This is a genomic window from Alteromonas genovensis (genome assembly GCF_010500895.1).
In the GTDB taxonomy this organism is placed as follows: Bacteria; Pseudomonadota; Gammaproteobacteria; order Enterobacterales; family Alteromonadaceae; genus Alteromonas; species Alteromonas genovensis.
The window spans coordinates 64,117-86,550 of record NZ_JAAAWO010000005.1; the positions used below are offsets into that span (position 1 = coordinate 64,117).

Below are 22,434 nucleotides of genomic sequence, written 5' to 3' on the forward strand. Positions count from 1 at the left end.
AAATAAAAGCTACAAATATAAGAACAAATCAGGAGAACACTATGTTTACTCGCTTAAGAGTATGGCGGTTAGCCGTGCTGATAGTAGGCGCTTTTATGATAACAGGGTGTGGGGGCTCGGATGTAGAGTCTGGCACCAACCAATTATTAACTTGTGACGTGCCTAACGTACCCGATGAAACGGGCACTGAGTGTGTTGCGCCTCCGCCTATTGCGTGTGAAGCGCCAACTGTACCTAACGAAACCAATGACGCTTGTGTCGTCGGCGCCGATCCGTCTCTGCCTATGCCAGTGTTTACCCCGGGGGAAAACCAAGCTGTACTGTATTACAACCGGGCAGCAGTCGATGCAGACAATAGTAGTAATGATGCGGCCTACGAAGGCTGGCGTTTACATACTTGGAATAATGATACCTGCGATGCGTATGCCGACGCCGATACAGATTGGGCTAACGGGCGTGTGCATAATGGGGTAGACGCAAACTATGGCGCGTATTGGATTTTAGAACTCAAAGAAGGTTATGACGATTGTCACAACTTTATCATCCATAAAGGTACAGATGATGCGGGTAAAGAACTGGGCGGAGGCGATTTTCAAGCGTCTCTTGTTCAGGATGACGAAACATTTGTGCGCATGAACTTTACGCTATCAGGCGAGCCTACGCTGTTCGAATTCCCTATTATGTCTTTGGGGCCTCAGGCAGTTGATATTGAGGGTTTTGGCGCCCACTGGTTAGATGCTAATACCATATTGTGGGACGTACCTGAGTCAGTAGCCACAGTTAAATTACATTACTCGGCTACGGCGAATTTAGAAAGTACGTTAGAAAATGGCATCAATGGAACGATTGTCGAACTGATTCCTTCAACCTTAACTGATGAGCAGGCGGCACTGGCTCCTCATTTGAGTGAACTAACTGCTTGGGAAGGTAATTGGTCTGTTGATGATGCAAAAAGCGTTATCACCACACAAACTGCGCTAGGCGGGTATGACAGCGAAGGTAATCTAGTTGCTGCAACCGGACTTCAGCTTGCTAATGCGATTGATGCATTGTTCACTCGAGGTGAAAATGATGCAGATGAAGCTCTATTAGGTGGAATTTATCACGACAGCGGCATAACTGCGGCAGTGTGGGCACCTACCGCGTCTAATGTCGAATTGCTTATTTACAACGACAATAAGAGTTTATCAGAGCGTATTGAGATGGTGCGTGATAACGATTCAGGCATTTGGAAGTACGAGGGTGATAGCACGTTAGATAGACAACTATATCGTTATGAAATAACGGTATTTCATCCTAATACGGGCAATATAGAAACATTATTGGTCACCGACCCTTATTCAGTGTCGCTAAGCACCAATGGACGATTCTCACGCTTTGTGAATCTTGCAGATGAAGACTTAAAACCCGAAGGGTGGGATTCTCACACAATTCCAACTATCCAAAACCCTGAAGATGCCGTGATTTACGAAGGGCATATACGAGATTTTAGTGTCTTGGACGAATCTACGTCTGAAGAAAATCGCGGCAAGTACCTCGCCTTTACGGAGGAGGGCACAGCACCTGTTGCGCATCTTCAAAAGCTCGTTGACGCAGGACTGAACTACTTTCACATTTTACCGGCAAATGATATTGCCACCATCGATGAAGACCCTACGAATACAGTTGATTTATATGACACCGTGGGAGAGCTATGTCGTTTAAATAATGAGGCAGCAGTATGCGAAGAAGAGAATGAAAATACGCGTCTGATAGACGTGTATAACAGCTACGACCCTCTTGCTGAAGCGGCAAAAGCGCAACAGCTTACTAATGATCTTCGCGGTATAGACACATTTAACTGGGGATACGATCCCCATCACTTTAATGCTCCTGAAGGAAGCTATGCGTCAAGTGCTGAAGGTGTAGAGCGCATTAAAGAGATGCGAGCAATGGTGCAAGCGCTGCACGAAATGGGACTTCGCGTTGCGCTTGATGTTGTGTACAACCATACAAACGCGTCGGGGGTATTTTCAAAGTCTGTACTCGATAAAACGGTACCAGGGTACTACCACCGTTATGAGGTAGATACTGGAGCGATTGTTCGCGAAACATGCTGTGATGATACAGAACCGCGCAATGTGATGATGGAAAAGTTTATGGAGGACTCTTTGCTCATGTGGGCTGAGCACTACAAATATGACTCTTTCCGTTTTGACATTATGAGCCAGGCAACTAAAGACACTATGCTGCGTTTGCGTGAAGCGGTGCAGACAGTTGATGAAGATAATTATTTCTACGGCGAGGGGTGGACCAAGATAGAGCGGGGTTATGAGCAGGCTAATCAGCTAAATATGGCAGGTTCTGAAATTGGCACGTTTAACGATCGTATTCGCGAGGCCATCCGTCAGGGGAACATTTTCTCTCCTGACTCAGACGCGCTGCTTAGCGACCAAGACCGCGTAAAAATGAGCTTGATTGGCACACTGAAAGACTACGTTCTAGAGACTTCATCGGGTAGTGCGGGGGCCACCAGTAATTTAGGCGGTTACGCTGAAGATCCGGCAGACATCATTAACTATGTGTCTAAGCATGATAATGAAACCCTTTGGGATCAATTGAACTACACATTGCCGCAAGACATCAGCTTGCAAGAGCGCGTTCGAGCGCAAAATGTGGCCATGGGGATTAACTTAGTCGCTCAAGGCATTCCGTTTCTACAAATGGGCGGCGACATGCTGCGCTCTAAGTCTATGGACCGCAATACCTATGATTCCGGTGACTGGTTTAACTATGTTGACTTTACCTATGGCACCAACAACTGGAATGTAGGTTTACCACTTGCGCAAGACAATGAGGCTCGCTGGGAAGAAATGGGCGAGCTCATTTACAACCCAGAGCGCGCCGCATCGACAGCTGACATAATGTTTGCCTCTGATGTGTTTGCAGAGCTACTTTCAATTCGGATGTCCAGCCCCTTGTTTAGGTTAACTAACGCTCGCGATATTATCGATCGCATTGGTTTTCATAATATTGGCAGTAATCAGCAAAAAGGCTTAATTGCCATGAGCATCGACGATGGTGCTGCCCAAACTGATGATACTGTTCGTGCCGATATTGATATGATGAATGACGCGATTATGGTTCTGATTAACTCGGGCTATAATGAGAAAACCATTACAGTAAATACTGCCACAGGCTTTATTTTACATGCTACTCATGCAAATTCAGTTGACAGCAGCGTGCGAGGCGCAATGTTTACAGAAGGTGATGATGGCAATGGCACTTTTACTGTACCAGCGTTAACCATTGCCGTTTTTGTTAAGCCTCAATCCGGTGCGCAAGGCTACGGGCTAAGTGCATTTGCGACATCAGGCGCTCCTGATGTGGTGCCTTATGGCGATACTACGGCCTATTTACGTGGCGACATGAATGGATGGTCTTTAGATAATGCATTTACCTATCAAGGTGACGGTATTTATAACGTTTCGGTACCGCTTGTTGGCGGGACGACCTATGGGTTTAAGTTTGCATCTGAAGACTGGGATACGGTGAACTTCGGAGCAGTAGAAGGTGATGATGGTACGGTAACGGATGGCGTTGAAAAAGTATTAGGTAGAACCAATACAAACCTTGCGTTTACGCCGTCAATCGATGCTACGTATCTATTTACTATTAATGCCAGTGAAAGCGAAGCGCCAGTGTTGACAGTAGAGAATGAGGAGCCCTATGTTGGCACGCCAGTGTATCTTCGTGGTGCAATGAACGATTGGGGAACCGCTGAAGAATTCCAGTACCAAGGAAGCCGTATCTATACGTTTGCTCGAGATATAGAGCCTGGTACCTATGAATTTAAAGTCGCTTCTGAAGACTGGAGTACCGTTAATTTCGGAGCGCTTAGTAGCGACGACAGTGATAGAAATGTGGTTGTTGGGCAGTCCGTTGGATTGGCAGCGACCAATGATAACCTTATCCTCACTATTGAAAATGCCGATCGCTATGTATTTGTTTTTAATGTGTCAAATGAGGATGCACCTACTATTGGTGTGTACAAAGAGGATTTCTGGGGTGAAACCGATGTATATGTTCGTGGTGGCATGAATGGTTGGGAGGCCGTTGATAGGTTCTCCTATTTAGGTGCTGGTGATTATGTTGCTGAGGTAGAGTTGAGTGCTGGAGCGGTTGAGTTCAAAGTCGCCTCAGAAGATTGGTCAACGGTAAACTTAGGCAACCCTAATGACTCAGCGACCAATGCGGTAAGTGTAGGTACACCAAAAATTCTGGGAAGTAGTAATAACAACCTGATGATAGATGTGGCTGAAGCTGGGCTGTATGAATTCAAAGTTTCAGGTCCTGATGGTGCAATGCCAACGCTGACTGTTTCCATGAAGTAAATTCTTAACACGCTCAGCGTGTATCCGACGAAACAAATGTAAACCGCAATATCGACGATATTGCGGTTTTTTATTCGTACCTCTTTTTTCCTTTTTTTAGTTCGCTCTCTATCTATGCGCCTTTTATAAACCTGTTATTTTTTTGTGAATTATCCAAGTTGGTTTAATACGCCCTAATGGCGCGAATTTTGTATCACCAGCTCTATTAATGACATTTACACAGAAATGCAATAACAGGGAAGGTTAAATGTATGAAACGAGCATTAGTGGTTGAAGGTGGCGCCATGCGAGGTGTATTTGCCGCAGGTGTGTTAGACAAGCTTATGGATGAGCACTATTTTGCCTTTGACTTTGCAATTGGTGTTTCCGCGGGGGCGACTAACCTGTCTACCTATGTCACTCATATGCAGGGATTAAGCAAAAAAATTATTTTACAGTATGCGACCAAGCGAGAGTTTTTTAGTCCACTTCGCTTTGTTCAAGGTGGTCATATGACCGATGTTCATTGGTTGTGGCATCACTCAAAACAGTCTCTTGGCATACGAGCACCGCATATTGGTACTGATATCGATTTATTTGTGGGTGTTACCAATGTTAATTCTGGATTATGTGAATATTTTCAAGCGAACGAAGATAACGTTGATGATCTTATGGTTGCCTCTTGCGCTTTACCGACGGCTTTTAGGGAGCAACCGGTTATCGATGGTCGGCGCTATGTGGACGGTGGCGTTGCCGATGCCATACCTGCAAGGCAGGCTTATGCGATGGGGGCGAGAGACATTACCGTTATTTTGTCTCAGCCACCGGGGTTTACAAAGCCTGAGCTGAAATCTCCTTGGTTGTTAGAGAAAATGTATCGCGAGCAACCGGAATTGCTCCGTACGCTGATTAATCGGTCAAAAACCTATAACGAAACCTTACACTTTCTCACTAACCCTCCAGCAGACTGCAAAATACACATTATTGCTCCTGACGCCTCCTTTAGCGTAAAGCGTTTAACTATGGACAAAAAGAAGCTTTTAAGAGGCTATGCGCAAGGCAGAAGGATGGGAAGACGTTTCTTATCTGGTCAAATGATGGATGTGGCCTGAAACAGTAAGTCCGGTTACGTCTTATTTCACGTGCTTAGACTATGCAGCACGTTTTATCTTAACGCGCTGCCTTAGCTTACAAGGCTAATAAGCCTCATTTAATTAATGGGGTTTCGCGTTAATATGAGTAAACATATTCAATGCAAGCTGTAACAGCGTATCTTTTTTGATACATAACGCTGTTGCAGCTCAAAATTCACTCACTCTAAGAGTGTGACGATGTATAAGAACGCAAAATCAGCGCCTTACACTGTACCCGATTGCATACATCTAAATGAGCGAAATGCACTTGTTCCAAAAACGCCTTCCTTTTATCCCGCTCAGAAATCCAATTAAAAAAGGTAAAAGAACAAATATTACTTTTAATTTTAAAGGCCATTTGACCAGCAGGTTTTGTTTAAAGTATTGAATACATTGATTTTATCGCCTCGCTCTGACTCAATTTCTTAAGTGTAAATGGTTTAACCATACTTTCCTTGTACTCTTTACATACTCTTGTAAGATATTCGCATTGCGCACTGTAATTTTTACGCACTTCTGGTTCATAAATTGCTTTAACTAAACAAAATAATAAAGCAGGTCACACAATTAAGGTTCAATTTATTGATGCGTTCTCGGTATTTATACATTTAATTGACCTCTAAGTGACGAGTAAAAGGGCTTAAAACTTATACCTTAGCCTAATTTACGTTGCTGCGTGTGGTAGGTGGTAAGAATAAGTGGCAGTATCCGCTAACAATAAAAACAGTGAATTGAGCTGAAGTATGGAACTGGCAAAACAAAAGGCCTCAATTGGCTTAATAAATCCAAAAAATCCGGTGAATGTTGCCTCTATTTTACGGGCTGCCGGCTGCTATGGTGTAGCGTCGGTTTTTTATACCGGCCAGCGATACAGATTGGCGAAGGAATTTAACGCAGATACAAAAGCGTTTCACAAAATTATTCCAACTATTGGTGTCGATAATTTAAAAGATGTTGTGCCTAAAGGTGCAAAAGTAGTGTGTGTTGAGTTAGTAGAAGGTGCTGTGCCATTACCGCACTTCGAACACCCAGAAAATGCGTTTTATATACTCGGTCCTGAGGACGGAAGTGTGCCAAGTGACGTTCTTACCTGGTGTGATTATGTTGTGTACATACCAACATATTCATGTATGAACTTGGCCGCCACAGCGAATGTGCTGTTGTACGATAGATTATCAAAGTCTGATTTTGTTAGCGGGGATGCGCTAATACGGAGCAGTAGAGACACAAATAACACAACGAAAATCTAATCGGTTGTGCGTGTTTCATGTGAGCTAGGACGCTTACCAAAATGATAAAAATTTGGGAGTTTTGCGTTGATTATAAGAACAAGAAAAGCGATGAGTAAGTTTAACCATGTGGTTTCTCAGAAATTTAACAATTTACCAGCATTGCTACCAAGTATGTTTGCTAAACAACCCGCCATCGACGAAGAAATTGTTCGTTTCTTTTTTAGCCGTTATCAACTGGTTGTTGCCAACGATGAAAAAGACAAAGACGTTAGTTTTAAAACACGTCATAAAGTCTATTGTGAAGAAATGAAGTTTGAACAGACAAGAGCGTCGTCTCTTGAGGTAGACAAGTACGACGATAGGGCAGTGAACTGCTACATTAAGCACCTTCCTACCGGAGAGTGCGCAGGTACAATACGCCTAGTATTACCCCAGCATGGCAGTGGCGCTCTACCTCTGGAAGACAAGTTTTCCGATGCATTTTCTTGTTCGTCACTTTTGCCTTCTAATTTAGTGTCTGACGGCGTATGTGAAATTTCTCGTCTCGCTGTGCCCAGAGAGTTTCGAGTTAGGCAGTTTAAAACAAAAGTGTTACCAAGTGAAAAACTGGCGAAAGTAAAGCAAAACAAAAACCTAAAGTTCAATATTGAACAATTACCTTATTTATCGATTGCGCTCTATTTAATGGCCACCAGTGTCTGTTTGCATTTAAATATGTCTCACGCCTATGTGCTAATGGAGCCAAAGTTGGCTAGACGAATGAAGGCGTTTGGCATTCACTTTAATGAAGTTGGCGAAGCTATCAGCTTTAAAGGGCAGCGAGTGCCTTACCGCCTTTCACCAACTACTTTAGTGAGCGAACTCTCAAACACTTTAAAGCGTTTTCAACAAGAGGTGCATCAGAGCATTCAGCCTAGTTTGAATAAAATGAGTGTTGATGCTTTCACCTCTACCGCTAACGTTCCGTTTGTTATAAAGCGTGAGGAAAGGGTTTCAGTAGCAGCATAGTAATAGGTTTTTTGGGGTTGAATACGTATGCATGTTTTTTAACAATACGTTAACGCGTATCCTGTTGGCATTCAGAAAAATTGAAGTAATCAATACGATGCCAGTTAAAAATATGTCTTCTTTTACTATTTCTTCGTTTCGAAAACCTATCGCGGTTGCTATCGTGGTCTCAAGTCTTCTAGCCTGTTCAGACAACGATACAATGAGTAATCAACAATCTCAGGGTTCAAACCCTACTGAGAATGGCCAGTCCTCTCCTAGTAAAGCGCCGTCTACTAAAGCGCTCTCCACTGAACACCTATCATTAGTGCAGGGCAAGCCGGTGGTATACCAGCTTTTTACTCGCCTTTATGGAAATACGAATACAGCAAATATTCCATGGGGTAGCATTGAAGACAATGGCGTAGGTAAGTTCGCCGATATTAATGATGCTGCACTTTCTAGCATTAAAGCGCTAGGTACCAGCCATGTGTGGTATACAGGTGTGCCACATCACGCAGTTATCAACGACTACAGCGAATATGGAATATCACACGACGACCCCGATGTAGTAAAAGGCCGTGCAGGCTCCCCCTACGCAGTGAAAGATTACTACAACGTAAATCCTGACCTCGCGCTAAACCCAGCAAACAGATTGGAAGAGTTTGAAGCCCTCATAAAGCGTACACATGAAAATGGCATGAAGGTGATTATCGATATCGTTCCAAACCATGTTGCTCGCAGCTATCAATCGTTATCATTGCCCGAGGGACAAACCAACTTTGGTCACAACGACGATACTTCAGTGGTGTATGCAAGAGACAATAATTTTTACTACGTTGTAGATAAAGCATTTGAAGTGCCTACCGCACAAGGCTATGAGACCCTTGGCGGAGACGAACATCCCTTAGCTGATGGTGAATTTAAAGAGTACCCAGCAAAATGGACCGGAAATGGAGCAAGAGCTGCTAAGCCCGACATTAACGACTGGTATGAAACCGTTAAAATAAACTACGGTGTGAAGCCTGATGGCACCTATGACTTCCCCACGTTACCTGCACAATACGCAGAGAAGTCATATAGCGAACATGTAGATTTTTGGAAAGACAAATCCCTACCTGATTCCTGGTATAAGTTTCAGAGCATTGCCCATTATTGGTTAGATAAAGGTGTCGACGGTTTTCGTTACGACATGGCAGAAATGGTACCTGTCGAATTTTGGTCATTTTTAAACAGCAGTATTAAACAACGCTCGCCTGACGCGTTTTTATTGGCAGAGGTATATCAACCGTCTAAATACCGAGATTATATACACCTAGGCAAGATGGACTATCTGTACGATAAAGTTGGATTTTACGATACGCTTAAGACCATTATGCAGGGCTCAGGGAAAGTCAGTGATCTGGTATCTGTTCACAATCAAATTTCTGATATTGCACCCCATATGCTTCACTTTTTAGAAAACCACGACGAACAACGCATTGCTAGTGAGGATTTTGCAGGCAGTGCAGAGAAGGGCAAACCAGCACTTGCCGTTAGCGCGCTGATTAGCAGCTCTCCAACGCTACTTTACTTTGGCCAAGACGTTGGGGAGGACGGAAGTGAAGACATGGGATTTGGCGACCCTACTCGGACCTCTATTTTTGATTATGCCGGCGTGCCTGCCCATCAGCGTTTTATGAACAATGGAAAGTTTGATGGCGGTGCATCCACAGAGCAAGAAAAGTCTTTACGGAATTTCTATGAGTCCATAATGGCTATTGCTGCCAACCATGGCGCAGTGAACGGCGATTTTATCAGTCTGCACGATATCAATTTGAGTAATGCGCAGAATGATAATTCGCCTTCACAAATCCAAAACTCAAATAGCCGTAACTCAAATAAACGCACCTCTCAACGCCTGCCAAGTAATAATTACAGTGAGCAGCAGTTTGCGTTTGCAAGGCGCTCACAAGATGATGGGTTTATTGTTGTTACTAATTTCTCAGAACAGCCTGTAAAAGACATGCAGCTTATTTTCCCCACGTCTTTGTTTACAGAGTCAGAAATACCGTCGTTGCTTAAGCCTCTGGTCGGCGAAAAGCAACTCGCATTAGACGCTAAAGACGGCACTGTGATGACATCAGTTTCGCTTGAGGGCCTAGAGACACTGGTTTTTGAACTATAAGAGTTAATAGCACTGTCTTTTTCGTGACTTTTATTAATAGCCCAGGCAAGCGCTTGATAAGCAGCCTCAAATAAAAGCATCCGGTAAAAGCCACTTTGTTTGTATTAAGCAAGCCAAGTGGCTTTTTTGTTTACAGGTCCTAGTTCCCAGGTAGTGAATACGTATGCAGTGAATTGGTATCTTAGTGTTACACAGGTACTATCTTCTTTCGCTTTTTACTTAACGTCTTTTTAACATGAGGTGGTCTTAGTGACGTCTCCAGTTTTAAATTTTCTCCGGTCGTCTCTTCTCAGGTTTGCTTTACCACGAAAGACTGTGGGAACAAGTCTTTTTAGAATAGGCGCTTCGCGAGCTGGCCTTTTGCGAACACGCTTTTTACAACCAAGTTCTTTACAAATAGCCACTGCAGCATTGTTCACAGTTTCAGCAAGCACGCTTCCTGTGTATGCCGCCAAAGGCAGTATTGATGTTTATCCACCAAATTGGTGGGTAGGTATGGAATCGCCATTGGTTGAATTGATGCTTCATGGTGACAATATTGCTAATAAAAAAGTTTCGGTAAATAGAGAGGGGGTCGTTATTAATGCAGTAACGGCATTAGATAGCCCCAACTATCTATTTGTTACCTTGGACATTTCAAATGCAGCAAGCGGCGAGCTGATATTTACGTTAACTGATGACGCAGAAAATACGAGTAATATTAACGCAAACAACGAAGCTGGCTCGGCAAAAGTCTCTCATTCGTCTGCTAACTCGTCCTCCAACTTACTTTCTTATGAGTTTTCTTATGAACTGCAGCCTCGAGACAGTGAGAGTAAAAGTCGTGAAGGGTTCTCTGCTAAAGATGCAATTTATCTCATTACGCCAGATAGGTTTGCTAATGGCGACTCCAGTAACGATGATGTCGCTGGTTACCGAGATATTGTTGATAGGTCGAACAAGGGTGGCCGACATGGCGGTGATATCAAGGGCATTATAGATAACCTTGGTTACATCGCAGACATGGGCTTTACGCAAATTTGGACAATGCCAATGCTTGAAAATGCAATGGCCAAATACAGTTACCACGGGTATTCCACAACTGACTTTTATCAAATAGACCCTCGCTTCGGTACCAATGCCGATTATGTCACGCTCAGTGAAAAAGCAAACGAGCAGGGCGTTGGCATTATCATGGATATGGTGCTTAATCACATAGGCAGTGGTCACCTGTGGATGGAGGATACACCTTCAGATGATTGGATAAATAACGAGGGGAATTTCGTTGCCACCACGCACAAGCGAGAATCACTTCACGACCCTCATGTTATAGAAAGCGATATTGAAGGCTTTAGCGATGGTTGGTTCGTTCCTACCATGCCAGATCTCAATCAAAAAAATCCTCATTTAGCGAATTACTTAATTCAAAACGCTATTTGGTGGGTGGAGTTTGCCGGTTTAAGCGGCATTCGTGTAGATACCTATTCCTATTCCGATAAAGGGTTTTTGTCAAAGTGGACAGCCCGTCTTATGTCAGAATATCCAAGCCTTAACATTGTGGGAGAAGAGTGGACGATTAACCCAGCCATTACCGCTTACTGGCAGGCGGGAAGCCATCGTCATGATGAGTACGTTAGTGCATTGCCATCTGTAATGGATTTTCCACTACAGGCCGCGCTGACATCTGCACTTACACAAGAAGAGTCATGGAACACAGGGCTAGGGAATATTTATGAAACGCTGGCGACCGACTTCCTATATGGTGATCCTAACAACCTAGTGATATTTCCTGATAATCATGACATGAGCCGTATTTTTACTCAGCTTGGTCACGATATAGACAAATGGAATATGGCTATGACGTTTTTCCTAACCACCCGTGGTATTCCTCAAGTATTCTATGGAACAGAAATTCTCATGGCCAACCCTGACAGTTCAGATCACGGAATTATCAGGTCCGATTTTCCAGGCGGCTTCAAACAGAATAGCGATTCAGCAGTAAATGCATTTACAGGCGAAGGATTGTCACAAGATGAACGTTGGGCGCAGCAACGGGTGAAAACATTATTAGCTTTGCGACAAAATTATCCCAACGTGTTTATGGGAGAAATGAAGCATTACGCCCCTCATGATGGCGTTTATACGTATTTCCGCCGCGCTGAAGAGGATGACGGTAGCATGATAATGGTAATAATGAATAAACAAGAGGCGAAGGTATCTCTTGCTCGTTATTCGACCATGCTATCAAAATACACGCAAGCCACTCGCCTAAGCGATAAAACCGTATTTGGCGTTGACGACACGTTAACGTTGCCACCAATGTCTGCAACGGTATTCGTTGTAAATTAATTTAAAAACAATAAATAGAGCTAATTATGCAAGCAACTCAACCCCGCCTCTCATTTTGGCAAATTTGGAATGTCAGTTTTGGCTTCCTTGGCGTTCAATTTGGTTTTGCCCTGCAAAACGCAAATGTGAGCCGTATTCTTTCAGATCTGGGCGCCGATCTTCACTCTTTGTCATTGTTTTGGCTTGTCGCCCCAATTATGGGCTTAATCGTGCAACCGATTGTAGGTTCTGCGTCGGACAGAACGTGGAATAGACTGGGCCGCAGAAGACCGTTTATTTTAGCCGGTGCCGTGGCTGCCGTTGTGGGTATGATATTGCTACCTAATGCGCCTATTTTTGTGGCGTTTTTAGCGCCAATGGTAATGGGGGCGCTCATGGTTGCGCTCATGGATGCCTCGTTTAATGTGTGCTTTCAGCCGTTTCGCTCATTAGTTTCAGACATGGTTCCGCCATCGCAGCGCAATGTGGGCTATTCTATTCAGTCTCTTCTTATTAATATCGGTGCTGTTATTGGCTCTATCCTTCCCTTTGTGCTCACCAACGTTGTGGGTTTAGAGAACACGGCGCAAATGGGGGAGGTTGCACCTTCAGTAATGTGGGCATTCTATATCGGTGCTTCAGTGTTGTTGGGTACCGTTATTTGGACCGTGTTTAGAACGAAAGAATATTCGCCTGAAGAATACAGTCGATATAAAGGGTTGAGTCCTGAACAGGGCGCTTCCCTTAACTCAGAGAAAAAAGAAAAGAAGGCTCCACTAGCACAGCGTTTAAAAGAGTTCTTTGCGTTAGTGGCAACTATGCCTAAAACCATGAAACAGTTAGCGGTTGTGCAATTTTTCTCATGGTTTGCACTCTTTATCATGTGGGTATACACCACGCCCGCTATTACCCAACATATATGGAACGTAGATAAGCAATGGTTTGACCCTGCATTTATCGCAGCTGCTCCTATGGTTCCAGAGGCTATCATTATGGCCAAAGGTGCCGCCGGCGACTGGGTGGGCATTCTATTTGCCGCTTATTCTGTGTTTGCCGCTATTTTCTCTATCTTTCTTGCAAAGCTAGCGGACAAATTTGGTCGCAAAACCATTTATGCTGGCGCGTTGGCACTGGGCGGCCTGAGTTACGTGAGCTTTTTATTCTTCCAAGATTTAACCATGGTAAACGTCAACCTTCTCATCACAGAAGTTACCGTACCTCTTGGTGCCGTTAAATTACTCATACCCATGATAGGCGTGGGTATTGCGTGGGCCGCTATTCTTGCAATGCCTTACGCTATGTTGGCTGGTGCACTTCCTGCTGATAAAACTGGCGTGTACATGGGCATATTTAACTTTACCGTTGCGGCGCCACAAATTGTATCAGGCCTAACAGCAGGTTGGATCTTAAGTAGCGTTTTCGATAACGACGCTAAATACATCATTGTCGTTGCGGGTGTGTCCATGGTGATTGGTGCTATAGCAGTATTTTTTGTAAAAGAAGCTGATACCAGTGAAATTGTTGAAGAAAAAGGAGTTATTCAAGATGGTGTCTAAACGCACAGCAATCGCGATGGCCATAGCGACATTATTAACAGCCTCCTGCACAAACTCGAATAACGCCACAAGCAAGGCAGATGTTAATCACCAGGGAGCTAATGTTGAGTCGCTGAATAATCAAACAATAGTAGGCACAACCACACCCTTTGCGAGGGAAGCTATTTACTTTGTAGTGACCGATAGATTCGTTGATGGTGACAAGTCGAATAATTTTGAGGACCAAGGTGGAGACTATCCTACTTGGAGGCTGCCACTAGAGGGGCCTGAAGGCAAAAAAGCCTACGTAGGGTATATGGGCGGCGACTTAAAAGGTATTTTACAAAACGCCGACTACATTACAGAGATGGGCTTTACCGCAGTGTGGATGACACCGGTTCATGACAACCCTGATTATGCGTTTAATGGCGACGAACAAATCACCTATGGCGGCGCATTTAAAGACGGTGGTAAAACTGGTTATCACGGGTATTGGGCGTCGAATTTTTATCAACCCGACGAGCATTTGGTGAGTGAAGACCTGACCGTTAAGCAATATACCGCACAAATGCGCGAGCAGGGTTTAAAGTCAGTGTTTGATATTGTGGCTAATCATGGTTCACCCAGTTTCACCATGACTAATGATTTACCAGGATACGGTGAGCTATACGATAAAAACGGGCTTTTGGTGGCAGACCATCAAAATTTAGCGCCTGAGGATTTAGATCCAAAAAACAATCCTCTGCATGCCTTTTTTCACAACTATCCAGACTTAGTGAAGCTTTCTAACTTAGATGACGAAAACCCAGCCCTAAGAGATTACTTGATCAACAGTTACCTTTATTGGATTTCTCAGGGGGCTGATGCGTTTCGAATAGACACTATTCGCCATGTGCCTCATGCGTTTTGGCGAGAAATGTCCGACCGTGTGCGTGAAGAAAACCCTGACTTTTTTATGTTCGGAGAAAGCTTCGATTACGAGGCGAATAATATTGCGCAGCACACACTAGATAAAAACGGCAACATCAGTGTGCTCGACTTCCCTATGCAAAAAGCCATGTTGTCAGTGTTTGAAAAACCACTGGACAGTGATTTTGCGGATATGAAAGAGGTGTTACACCTTACCCATGGGCCTTATGAAAACGTGTATGATTTAACGACGTTTTACGATAATCATGACATGGCCCGCATGAATGCCACAGATGATGGGTTTATCAATGCTCATAACTGGTTATTTACGGTAAGAGGAATTCCGGTTGTATATATGGGGTCTGAAATTGGCTTTATGCGCGGCACTGCAGAGCATGCTGGTAATCGCAATTATCTAGGGCAAGAGCGTATCGACAGCGCAAAAGCCAACCCAATTCAGCAAGCGCTTAGCGATATTGCTAACGTGCGAAAAGCAACGCCGGCCTTGCAGCGTGGGCTTCAGTTAAATGTTGAATTAAAAGAGCACAAAGCGGTGTTCTATCGCGTGTTACAAGATAAAGAAAATCAGCAAACCGCGCTAGTGTTGTTGAATAAGTCCAATAAACCTGCCTCGTTTAATGTGTCGCAGTTTATGCAAGAGGGGCAGTGGCAGGAGCAGTTAGGCGGTGAAAGCCAGCAGATACGAGAGGGCGGTTCGCTCTTAAGTACTGTGGCGGCTAACGGTGTTCAAGTATGGGTGCGTGATGGCGCTATTACGAACGATGAACTAATGGCTACCCTGGCTGACCAAATGAAAAGGCAGTAAAGCGCGAGGCTGCAAACCTAGCTTAACCAAGTCAAAAAAGGGTGCGTTCATCACGCACCCTTTTTGGTTTTTAACGCTTTACTCGCTACCGCAGGACTGGCGTATGATGATATCAGCAGGCATTAGATAGTCTTCTACTTTCTCGTTGTTAATGGCCCTTAATAAGGTGTCGACCAATAACTCTCCCGCAAGATTGGTATTTTGTTGCACAGTAGATAATGCAGGGGTGGTGTACGCAGAAACCGCAATATTGTCATAGCCAACCACTGCCACATCCTGTGGCACATTGATGTTGGCCCGTCGTAAGGCACGCAGTGCGCCCATTGCGATTAAATCTGAGGCGCATACAATTGCTTCAGGCAGCTCGTTACATTCTATTAATGAGCGAACAGCGTCTGAGCCATCATCTTCTGTGGAAATGGCGTTTCGCTGAACACTTTTAGCGGTAAGGTTATGTTTTTCTAATGTGTCGGTATAACCGCGATATCGCGCCATAAATTCAGGCGCATGAACGCCATTGTCGCCAATAAAGGCAAAGGTTTTTTTACCTAACGCGATTAAGTGCTCGGTAATACTTTGTCCGCCTTGATAATTATCGCAGCCAATACTGACTCCAGGGTGGTCCTTATCAGGGGCGCCCCAACGAACAAAATGCGTGCCCTGCGACTCAAGCTGCGCCACTTTGGTTTGATAGTCGGTGTAGTTGCCATACCCTAATAAGATAATGCCGTCTGCTTTATTTGAGTCTTCATATTCCGCATGCCAATCGTCTTCTAAATTTTGAAAAGAGACTAAAAGATCGTAATTCGCTTTTGCACAGGCACGTGTGATGCTGCCTAGCATGGCAAGGAAAAAAGGGTTTATCATTGAGTCGTCTGAGGTGGGGTCCTCAAAAAGTAAAAGGGCAATCGTACTGCTTTTTTGCTTTCTCAAATTGCTCGCATTTTTATCGACTTTATAATTGAGTTCTTGTGCGATTCGCTGCACGCGCTCTCTTGTTTCTAAATTAACAAGAGGGCTATTGTTTAGTGCTCTTGAAACGGTTGATTGTGAAACACCGGCCAAGTGAGCAATATCAAAAGAGGTCGCTTTTTCTTTCATAAACATCATTTCTCGCTACAACGACATCGTTGCCATCAAAATCAGATTAACACATTTTTCCCTTAAGTCTTGTTTTTGAACTATGAAGCCCGATAGTGAATTATCGACGCATCCTTTTACAAAACAGCTTGCGCCCTTTATTTCGCTATCATCTATAGTGCGGTGTTTAATGTGAAAGGTAGCAATATCGGCCTCTGTCGTCGGTTATTCAACCAGTTGTCAGCGTTAAATGAATAAAACGTGGTTGAAGCATTTGTGTCAGTGGTATACTCACGTTATTAATATAATTACTTGTGCATAAGGGGAACATGCGAATGGCCGAGACTGAGCATCGTCCGACCAATTTTATCCGTCAAATCATTGATAAAGATCTTGCCAGTGGTTTGCATGACTCAATAAAAACGCGGTTTCCGCCGGAGCCAAATGGCTTTCTTCACATTGGTCATGCCAAATCCATTTGCTTGAACTTCGGTATTGCAAAAGATTACACGGGAACCTGTAATCTGCGTTTTGACGACACGAATCCAGCAAAAGAAGATATTTCTTTTGTTAATTCGATTAAGGAAGACGTTAAATGGCTCGGTTTTACATGGAGCGGTGATGAGCGTTATTCCTCTAACTACTTCGACCAGCTACACGGCTTTGCAAACGAATTGATTGATAAAGGCTTAGCTTATGTCGATTTTTCTAGCCAGGAAGTCATGCGTGAATTGCGCGGTACCTTGAAAGAGCCGGGTAAAAATAGCGCCTATCGCGACACCGATGTAGAAACCAATAAACGTGAATTCGCTAAGATGACCGCCGGTGACTATGCCGAAGGCGAATGCAGCCTGCGCGCCAAAATCGACATGACTTCGCCGTTTATGTGCATGCGCGACCCGGTTATTTACAGAGTGAAGCACGCCCACCATCATCAAACTGGTGATAAATGGTGTGTGTATCCAATGTACGATTTTACGCACTGTATATCAGATGCCATTGAGGGCATTACGCATTCATTGTGTACGTTAGAATTTCAAGACAACCGCCGTTTATACGACTGGGTGATTGAGAATATCTCTATCGATTGCAGCCCTAAGCAGTATGAATTCTCTCGACTAAACTTGGAATACACGGTGCTAAGTAAACGCCGTCTTATTCAGTTGGTTGATGAAAAACACGTTCATGGCTGGGATGACCCACGCATGCCAACGGTAGCTGGCCTGCGTCGTCGCGGATATACGCCAGGCTCTATTGTTGAGTTTTGTAAGCGCATCGGCGTGACTAAAATGGACAATATGGTTGAAATGTCCATGCTAGAAGCCTGTATTCGCGATGACTTAAACGTGAATGCACCTCGTGCAATGGCCGTACTTGACCCTATAAAAGTGGTTATTGAGAACTACGAAGAAGGCGCTTCTGAAACCTTGGCGGCTCCTAATCATCCGAATGATGAGGCAATGGGTACTCGAGACATCACGTTTAGTCGTGAAGTCTGGATTGAAGCAGAGGATTTCCGTGAATCAGCAAATAAAAAGTTCAAGCGACTGGTACTTGAAAAAGAAGTTCGCCTTCGCAACGCCTATGTAGTGAAAGCAAACCGCGTAGAGAAAGACGAAGAGGGCAATGTAACTACCGTATATTGTACCTACGATCCGGATACGTTAGGTAAAGATCCAGCTGATGGCCGCAAGGTGAAAGGGGTTATTCATTGGGTAGATGCAGCAACGGCCAAAGCTGCAGAGTTCCGTTTATACGACCGCTTGTTCAATGTACCTAATCCTGCTGCCGAAGAAGACTTTACCGATGCTATCAATCCAGAATCTCTTGACGTAAAACAAGGTTGGGCTGAAGCTGGCTTGGTAGAGAATGTACCTGAAGTTGGTGCATGGCAATTTGAGCGTACCGGTTATTTCTGTTTAGATAACGACAGTACTGCTGAAAAGCCTGTATTTAATCGCACGGTAGGTCTGCGAGATACTTGGGCAAAAATGGAAGGCTAATATAGCGCTTCGTCTAATGATCAAAAAGCCGCGTTAACGCGGCTTTTTTGTTGCCCTGCAAATACAGCTCGGTATCACTACTTACTTGTGTCAAAGCCTCTTGTGTCCAAACCTGCCCATGTCAAAGCCTGATCATATTAAACTTGGCGGCTTAGGTTACTTTGGCTGGCAATCCAAAGACTCACCGTTAACATCCGCGCTATCATTACCCATCAAGTACAAGTACGTAGGCATAATGTCTTCTGGCGTTTTTAATGTTTCAGGGGGTTCTGCCGGAAATGCTTGGGCGCGCATGTTTGTTCGCGTAGCGCCTGGGTTGATGCAGTTAAAGCGGATAGACTTGTTCTGGTATTCGTCTGCTAGAGTTTGCATAACCCCTTCGGTAGCAAACTTAGACACCGCATAGGTTCCCCAAAAGGCGCGACCCTTTCTACCTACACTTGAGGTGGTGAAAATCACTGAGGCGCTATCAGATTTCAAAAGAGCAGGGAGTAATGCCTGCGTCATATACACCATACCGTTTAGGTTTATTTGCATGACATCTTGCCATTCTTGAGCGTCAATATCTTTAAATGCACTTAAATGGCCAAGAATAGAGGCGTTGTGCAACACCCCATCTAAACGACCGAACTGGTCTATAATAGTCTGAGTCATTTGTTGATAATGACTAGGCGTAGCACCTTTTATATCTAAAGGCACAATCGCAGGCTCTGCGCCCTTAGCGGCAACTATGTCGTCGTACACAGCTTCAAGCTTGGCGACAGTTCTGCCAAGCAATATACAAGTCGCACCAAATGCTGCGTAAGTTTTAGCCGCTTGCGCACCAATACCATCACCGGCGCCAGTAATAAGAATTACTTTATCGTTTAATAAATTGCTGGGCGCATTATAGTCGTTCATGATTGTCCTTCAGTTACATCGTGCAAAGAGGCTTTGCAAGGCGTTTTACAAGTGGTGTGATGATACTCAACCTGACCGCTAAGTAAAACAATCCTGTCAAAAACCTGCTAAACGTAAAAAAAGTTCACCAAACTAGTTAACAAAACTTTGCAAAGTTGCAACAAAGTCAATAAGATTGAGGAAGATACAACTGGTCTAACATGTTTGAAACGATCTTCTATGCCTGTTAAAGCAGGATAGACCAAGCTATTTTAATAAAACCGAATTTTAGACACAGAATAACAACAATGCTTGTAGGGAGTAGAGATGAGAAAACTCGTATTAAGTTCCAGTGTGGCCCTTGCACTGGGTCTAGCAGGCTGTGGTGGCTCCGATGAAACCCTTTCCGACATTCAGGCCGAAACAGAAGTACAAACCCCATTCTCGCGAATAGTATTTGATCCAGCAGCAGGGAACCTCAACATTCCTAACGACCTATTAATGCTGCCAGGCGATGATGGCTTTTTCGATTACACACTAAACATACCGGTTGCCGATCCCACTGATTTTGGTGACCCACAAAACGCATTAAACGTACTAGACGGTTGGTCGACCCAACATCCGTTTGTAATTAATGTTGAAACGCCGGTGAATACGTCATTGGATGAATCATCACTTTCTGCTGGTATTTTGCTGTTTGAGGCAACCTTAGGCCTTGATCAATCCGACCCAGATTGTGCACAAATCTCTACACCATCAGCAGGCTGTAAGTTAGGTGAGCAGCTTACTTTCGGCGTAGATTATGTTTTGAGCTTAGCTGATAACAACACGGTTTCATTCGTACCTTTAAAGCCGCTTAAACCAGCGCAAGGTTACATGCTTGTAATGACGACCGACCTTAAAGATTCATCGGGTAAGTCGGTGCAAGGTTCTACGACCTGGGATTTAGTCAGATTAGATATCAACACAAACCCACTAGCAACTGATGCGCAGCTGCAGCTTCAGGGTCTAGTTAACTCATTGGTTAATCCACTGATTAGTGCCGGGTACGAACGCGAAGAGCTTACCTACGTATCTGCGTTTACTACCCAGTCTATTGCTAACTCTCTTGATACCATCAAGAAGGTGATGATTAGTGAATTTGCTGCCCGCGCAGGTGCTGGCGACCCTACGGCAGGACAAGCGTTACCTGCAATTGTAGTGGGTGATGCCGATGAAGATCCTACCGCAATGGAGGCACTCAATCTCGTTACTACCGAAGTAGTGGCAGGAGCAGTGAATACAGGTAAAGAAGGCTTACCGGCTCAAACCCAAGCATTTATTGATGCAACGGATTTTAGTGCATTAGAAACGTGTGCTGGTTTAGCAGGCACAGCTTCTGGTCAGCTTTCTGCACAGTGGGGCGCACTTAATGAGTTCGCGGTGGGTGTATCTACTGCAATTCTCACTGAAGTTGGTCCATTCTGTGCAGCCCAGCGCTATGAAGGAAATATTAACCTTCCATATTTCTTGGGTGTTCCATCTGCTGAAAACCCACTTGCACCGGTTAACCAGTTTTGGACTGCAGCCTGTGACAGCGGTATCGTGCTAGCAGGCGCACCACAGGAAGCATTGGCAGCGGCGACGCCAGGTCCTAATGCGCAAACGTGTTCTGCGCTAGGTCTTGCCGATCTTCGCGTTAACGGTGAAAAATTAGATAGTGCTCGTAACATTACTAAATTCAACCCATATCCACAGCCTACTGGCGGTAATATGGGCACTGAAGCGTTGGATGTTCAGGTAACTATTCCAGACCCAGCCATTGCAGGTGCCATAGGTTTCCCTATCAGTATGCCTGAAGCAGGTTGGCCTGTAGTTATCCTTGCTCACGGTATCACCAGCCAAAAAGAAGACATGTTAGCCATTACCGGTACACTAGCACTAGCAGGTGTAGCCTCGGTTGCTATCGATCAGCCCATTCACGGTAGCCGTGGATTCGATCTTGATGGCGACGGAATGGACGACCTTAATGCAACTTCGGTAAGTGCAACGCACTACATGAACCTTGCTAGTTTGCCTACTGCAAGAGACAACCTGCGTCAAAGCGTATCTGATTTACTTGGTATACGTCTTGGGCTTAACGCGGTAGTCGATACCACAGCTACACAGGGTGTTAAGTTTGATACAAGTCGTGTATCAATCATGGGTGTATCGTTAGGTGCAATTACAGGTGGTAATTTTGCAGCCTTAGCAAATACGTCCATGGGCGGCGATTTAGCCGCACTTGATGGCATGTTTGCAATCAAACAAGCGTCTCTTGAGTCTCCTGGAGGCGGTGCAGCTCAATTCTTAATTGAATCACCGTCGTTTGGACCGCTGATTAAAGGACTTCTGCTTTCTCAAGCATCAGATGACTTCGTTGCGCTATTGAACCAGTTGTTTGAAACAACTGATGTCAACGAAGCTCAGCTAGTTGAAGCGGTCGCCGTGTTTGAAGCAAACCTTACTGAAGCACAAGCAGCCGCGGTTAACGCTGTTTTTGCTGAGTTTGCCTTTGCTGCACAAACCGTGATGGATTCAGGTGACCCAACAAACTATGCACAAACTCTAGGAAGTAGTACCCCTGTGCACATGATGACAGTAGTGGGCGATGGCAGTGCAGAAAACCTGCCTGACCAAGTTATCCCTGTTTCTACTGCGTTGCCGTTGTCTGGTCAGCTTCCACTAGCTAACATCATTGGACTTGAGCAGGTATCAACGACAGTAGGGCCTCAAGCAGACCCTATCAGCGGACTGGTACTGTTTAACAGTGGTGCTCATGCATCTAGCTTGAGCCCGGCTTCAAATGCCGCAGTGACCGCAGAAATGCAGCGTCAGGTTGCAACGTACGTCTCTTCTGATGCAGGCCTTCTGCCAATCAGTGATGAGTCTGTCGTCGCAAACTAAGCGTTACAAATGTTCCATTTAAGAAGCCGGCGAAAGCCGGCTTTTTTGTTTCTAAGTGTGACTGTTATTTGAATGTTGCGTTTTGTTAATGTAATGTGA

12 protein-coding genes are annotated in these 22,434 nt (G+C 44.6%); 10 read left to right on the top strand and 2 right to left on the bottom strand.

Translation table 11 applies throughout. The features are described from left to right. The first annotated feature begins 41 nt into the window (after positions 1-41). From GTQ48_RS08325 to GTQ48_RS08360, 8 genes are all read left to right on the top strand, one after another. Complete coding sequence (locus GTQ48_RS08325) at positions 42-4,373, top strand: alpha-1,6-glucosidase domain-containing protein (RefSeq protein ID WP_163106261.1); 4,332 nt, start codon at positions 42-44, stop codon at positions 4,371-4,373. A gap of 251 nt (positions 4,374-4,624) precedes the next feature. Beyond that, positions 4,625-5,464, top strand: a complete 840-nt coding sequence (locus GTQ48_RS08330; protein WP_163106262.1) for a patatin-like phospholipase family protein — start codon at positions 4,625-4,627, stop codon at positions 5,462-5,464. Positions 5,465-6,228: 764 nt separating this feature from the next. Beyond that, entirely contained in the window at positions 6,229-6,735 is a 507-nt protein-coding gene (locus GTQ48_RS08335) for an RNA methyltransferase (RefSeq protein WP_163106263.1), read from the top strand. Positions 6,736-6,825: 90 nt separating this feature from the next. Beyond that, positions 6,826-7,725: a PEP-CTERM/exosortase system-associated acyltransferase gene (locus GTQ48_RS08340; protein ID WP_163106264.1), complete on the top strand. Its 900-nt coding sequence runs from the start codon at positions 6,826-6,828 to the stop codon at positions 7,723-7,725. 97 nt (positions 7,726-7,822) lie between these two features. Then, positions 7,823-9,871, top strand: a complete 2,049-nt coding sequence (locus GTQ48_RS08345) for an alpha-amylase family glycosyl hydrolase (protein WP_239060049.1) — start codon at positions 7,823-7,825, stop codon at positions 9,869-9,871. Positions 9,872-10,267: 396 nt separating this feature from the next. Next, the gene (locus GTQ48_RS08350; protein ID WP_420837600.1) at positions 10,268-12,199 is read left to right on the top strand and encodes a glycoside hydrolase family 13 protein; all 1,932 of its coding nucleotides are present in this window, start codon (positions 10,268-10,270) and stop codon (positions 12,197-12,199) included. Between the two features lie 26 nt (positions 12,200-12,225). Continuing rightward, positions 12,226-13,734, top strand: a complete 1,509-nt coding sequence (locus GTQ48_RS08355; RefSeq protein WP_163106265.1) for an MFS transporter — start codon at positions 12,226-12,228, stop codon at positions 13,732-13,734. Continuing rightward, a complete protein-coding gene (locus GTQ48_RS08360) occupies positions 13,724-15,448 on the top strand; it encodes an alpha-amylase family glycosyl hydrolase (protein WP_163106266.1) in 1,725 nt (574 codons plus the stop codon). Before GTQ48_RS08355 ends, GTQ48_RS08360 begins: the two co-directional genes overlap by 11 nt. A gap of 78 nt (positions 15,449-15,526) precedes the next feature. On the opposite strand, the gene GTQ48_RS08365 is transcribed toward GTQ48_RS08360, so the two are convergent. Beyond that, positions 15,527-16,549 carry a LacI family DNA-binding transcriptional regulator gene (locus GTQ48_RS08365; RefSeq protein ID WP_032094268.1) on the bottom strand — a complete coding sequence of 341 codons (1,023 nt, stop codon included), beginning with the start codon at positions 16,547-16,549 and terminating at the stop codon, positions 15,527-15,529. 314 nt (positions 16,550-16,863) lie between these two features. Here GTQ48_RS08365 and glnS point away from each other — a divergent pair, with 314 nt between their 5' ends. Continuing rightward, positions 16,864-18,531 (top strand): glutamine--tRNA ligase, encoded by a 1,668-nt coding sequence (glnS, locus tag GTQ48_RS08370; protein ID WP_163106267.1) that lies wholly within the window; start codon positions 16,864-16,866, stop codon positions 18,529-18,531. 156 nt (positions 18,532-18,687) lie between these two features. On the opposite strand, the gene GTQ48_RS08375 is transcribed toward glnS, so the two are convergent. After that, a complete protein-coding gene (locus GTQ48_RS08375) occupies positions 18,688-19,431 on the bottom strand; it encodes a YciK family oxidoreductase (RefSeq protein WP_163106269.1) in 744 nt (247 codons plus the stop codon). Positions 19,432-19,737: 306 nt separating this feature from the next. Between GTQ48_RS08375 and GTQ48_RS08380 the strand changes: the two genes are divergently transcribed. Next, complete coding sequence (locus tag GTQ48_RS08380; protein ID WP_163106271.1) at positions 19,738-22,335, top strand: VolA/Pla-1 family phospholipase; 2,598 nt, start codon at positions 19,738-19,740, stop codon at positions 22,333-22,335. The last annotated feature ends 99 nt before the right edge of the window (positions 22,336-22,434 follow it).

Coding starts and splice junctions, on each gene's coding strand:
- GTQ48_RS08325 (WP_163106261.1), top strand. CDS start 42: ATGTTTACTCGCTTAAGAGTATGGCGGTTAGCCGTGCTGATAGTAGGC.
- GTQ48_RS08330 (WP_163106262.1), top strand. CDS start 4,625: ATGAAACGAGCATTAGTGGTTGAAGGTGGCGCCATGCGAGGTGTATTT.
- GTQ48_RS08335 (WP_163106263.1), top strand. CDS start 6,229: ATGGAACTGGCAAAACAAAAGGCCTCAATTGGCTTAATAAATCCAAAA.
- GTQ48_RS08340 (WP_163106264.1), top strand. CDS start 6,826: ATGAGTAAGTTTAACCATGTGGTTTCTCAGAAATTTAACAATTTACCA.
- GTQ48_RS08345 (WP_239060049.1), top strand. CDS start 7,823: ATGCCAGTTAAAAATATGTCTTCTTTTACTATTTCTTCGTTTCGAAAA.
- GTQ48_RS08355 (WP_163106265.1), top strand. CDS start 12,226: ATGCAAGCAACTCAACCCCGCCTCTCATTTTGGCAAATTTGGAATGTC.
- GTQ48_RS08360 (WP_163106266.1), top strand. CDS start 13,724: ATGGTGTCTAAACGCACAGCAATCGCGATGGCCATAGCGACATTATTA.
- GTQ48_RS08365 (WP_032094268.1), bottom strand. CDS start 16,549: ATGAAAGAAAAAGCGACCTCTTTTGATATTGCTCACTTGGCCGGTGTT.
- glnS (WP_163106267.1), top strand. CDS start 16,864: ATGGCCGAGACTGAGCATCGTCCGACCAATTTTATCCGTCAAATCATT.
- GTQ48_RS08375 (WP_163106269.1), bottom strand. CDS start 19,431: ATGAACGACTATAATGCGCCCAGCAATTTATTAAACGATAAAGTAATT.
- GTQ48_RS08380 (WP_163106271.1), top strand. CDS start 19,738: ATGAGAAAACTCGTATTAAGTTCCAGTGTGGCCCTTGCACTGGGTCTA.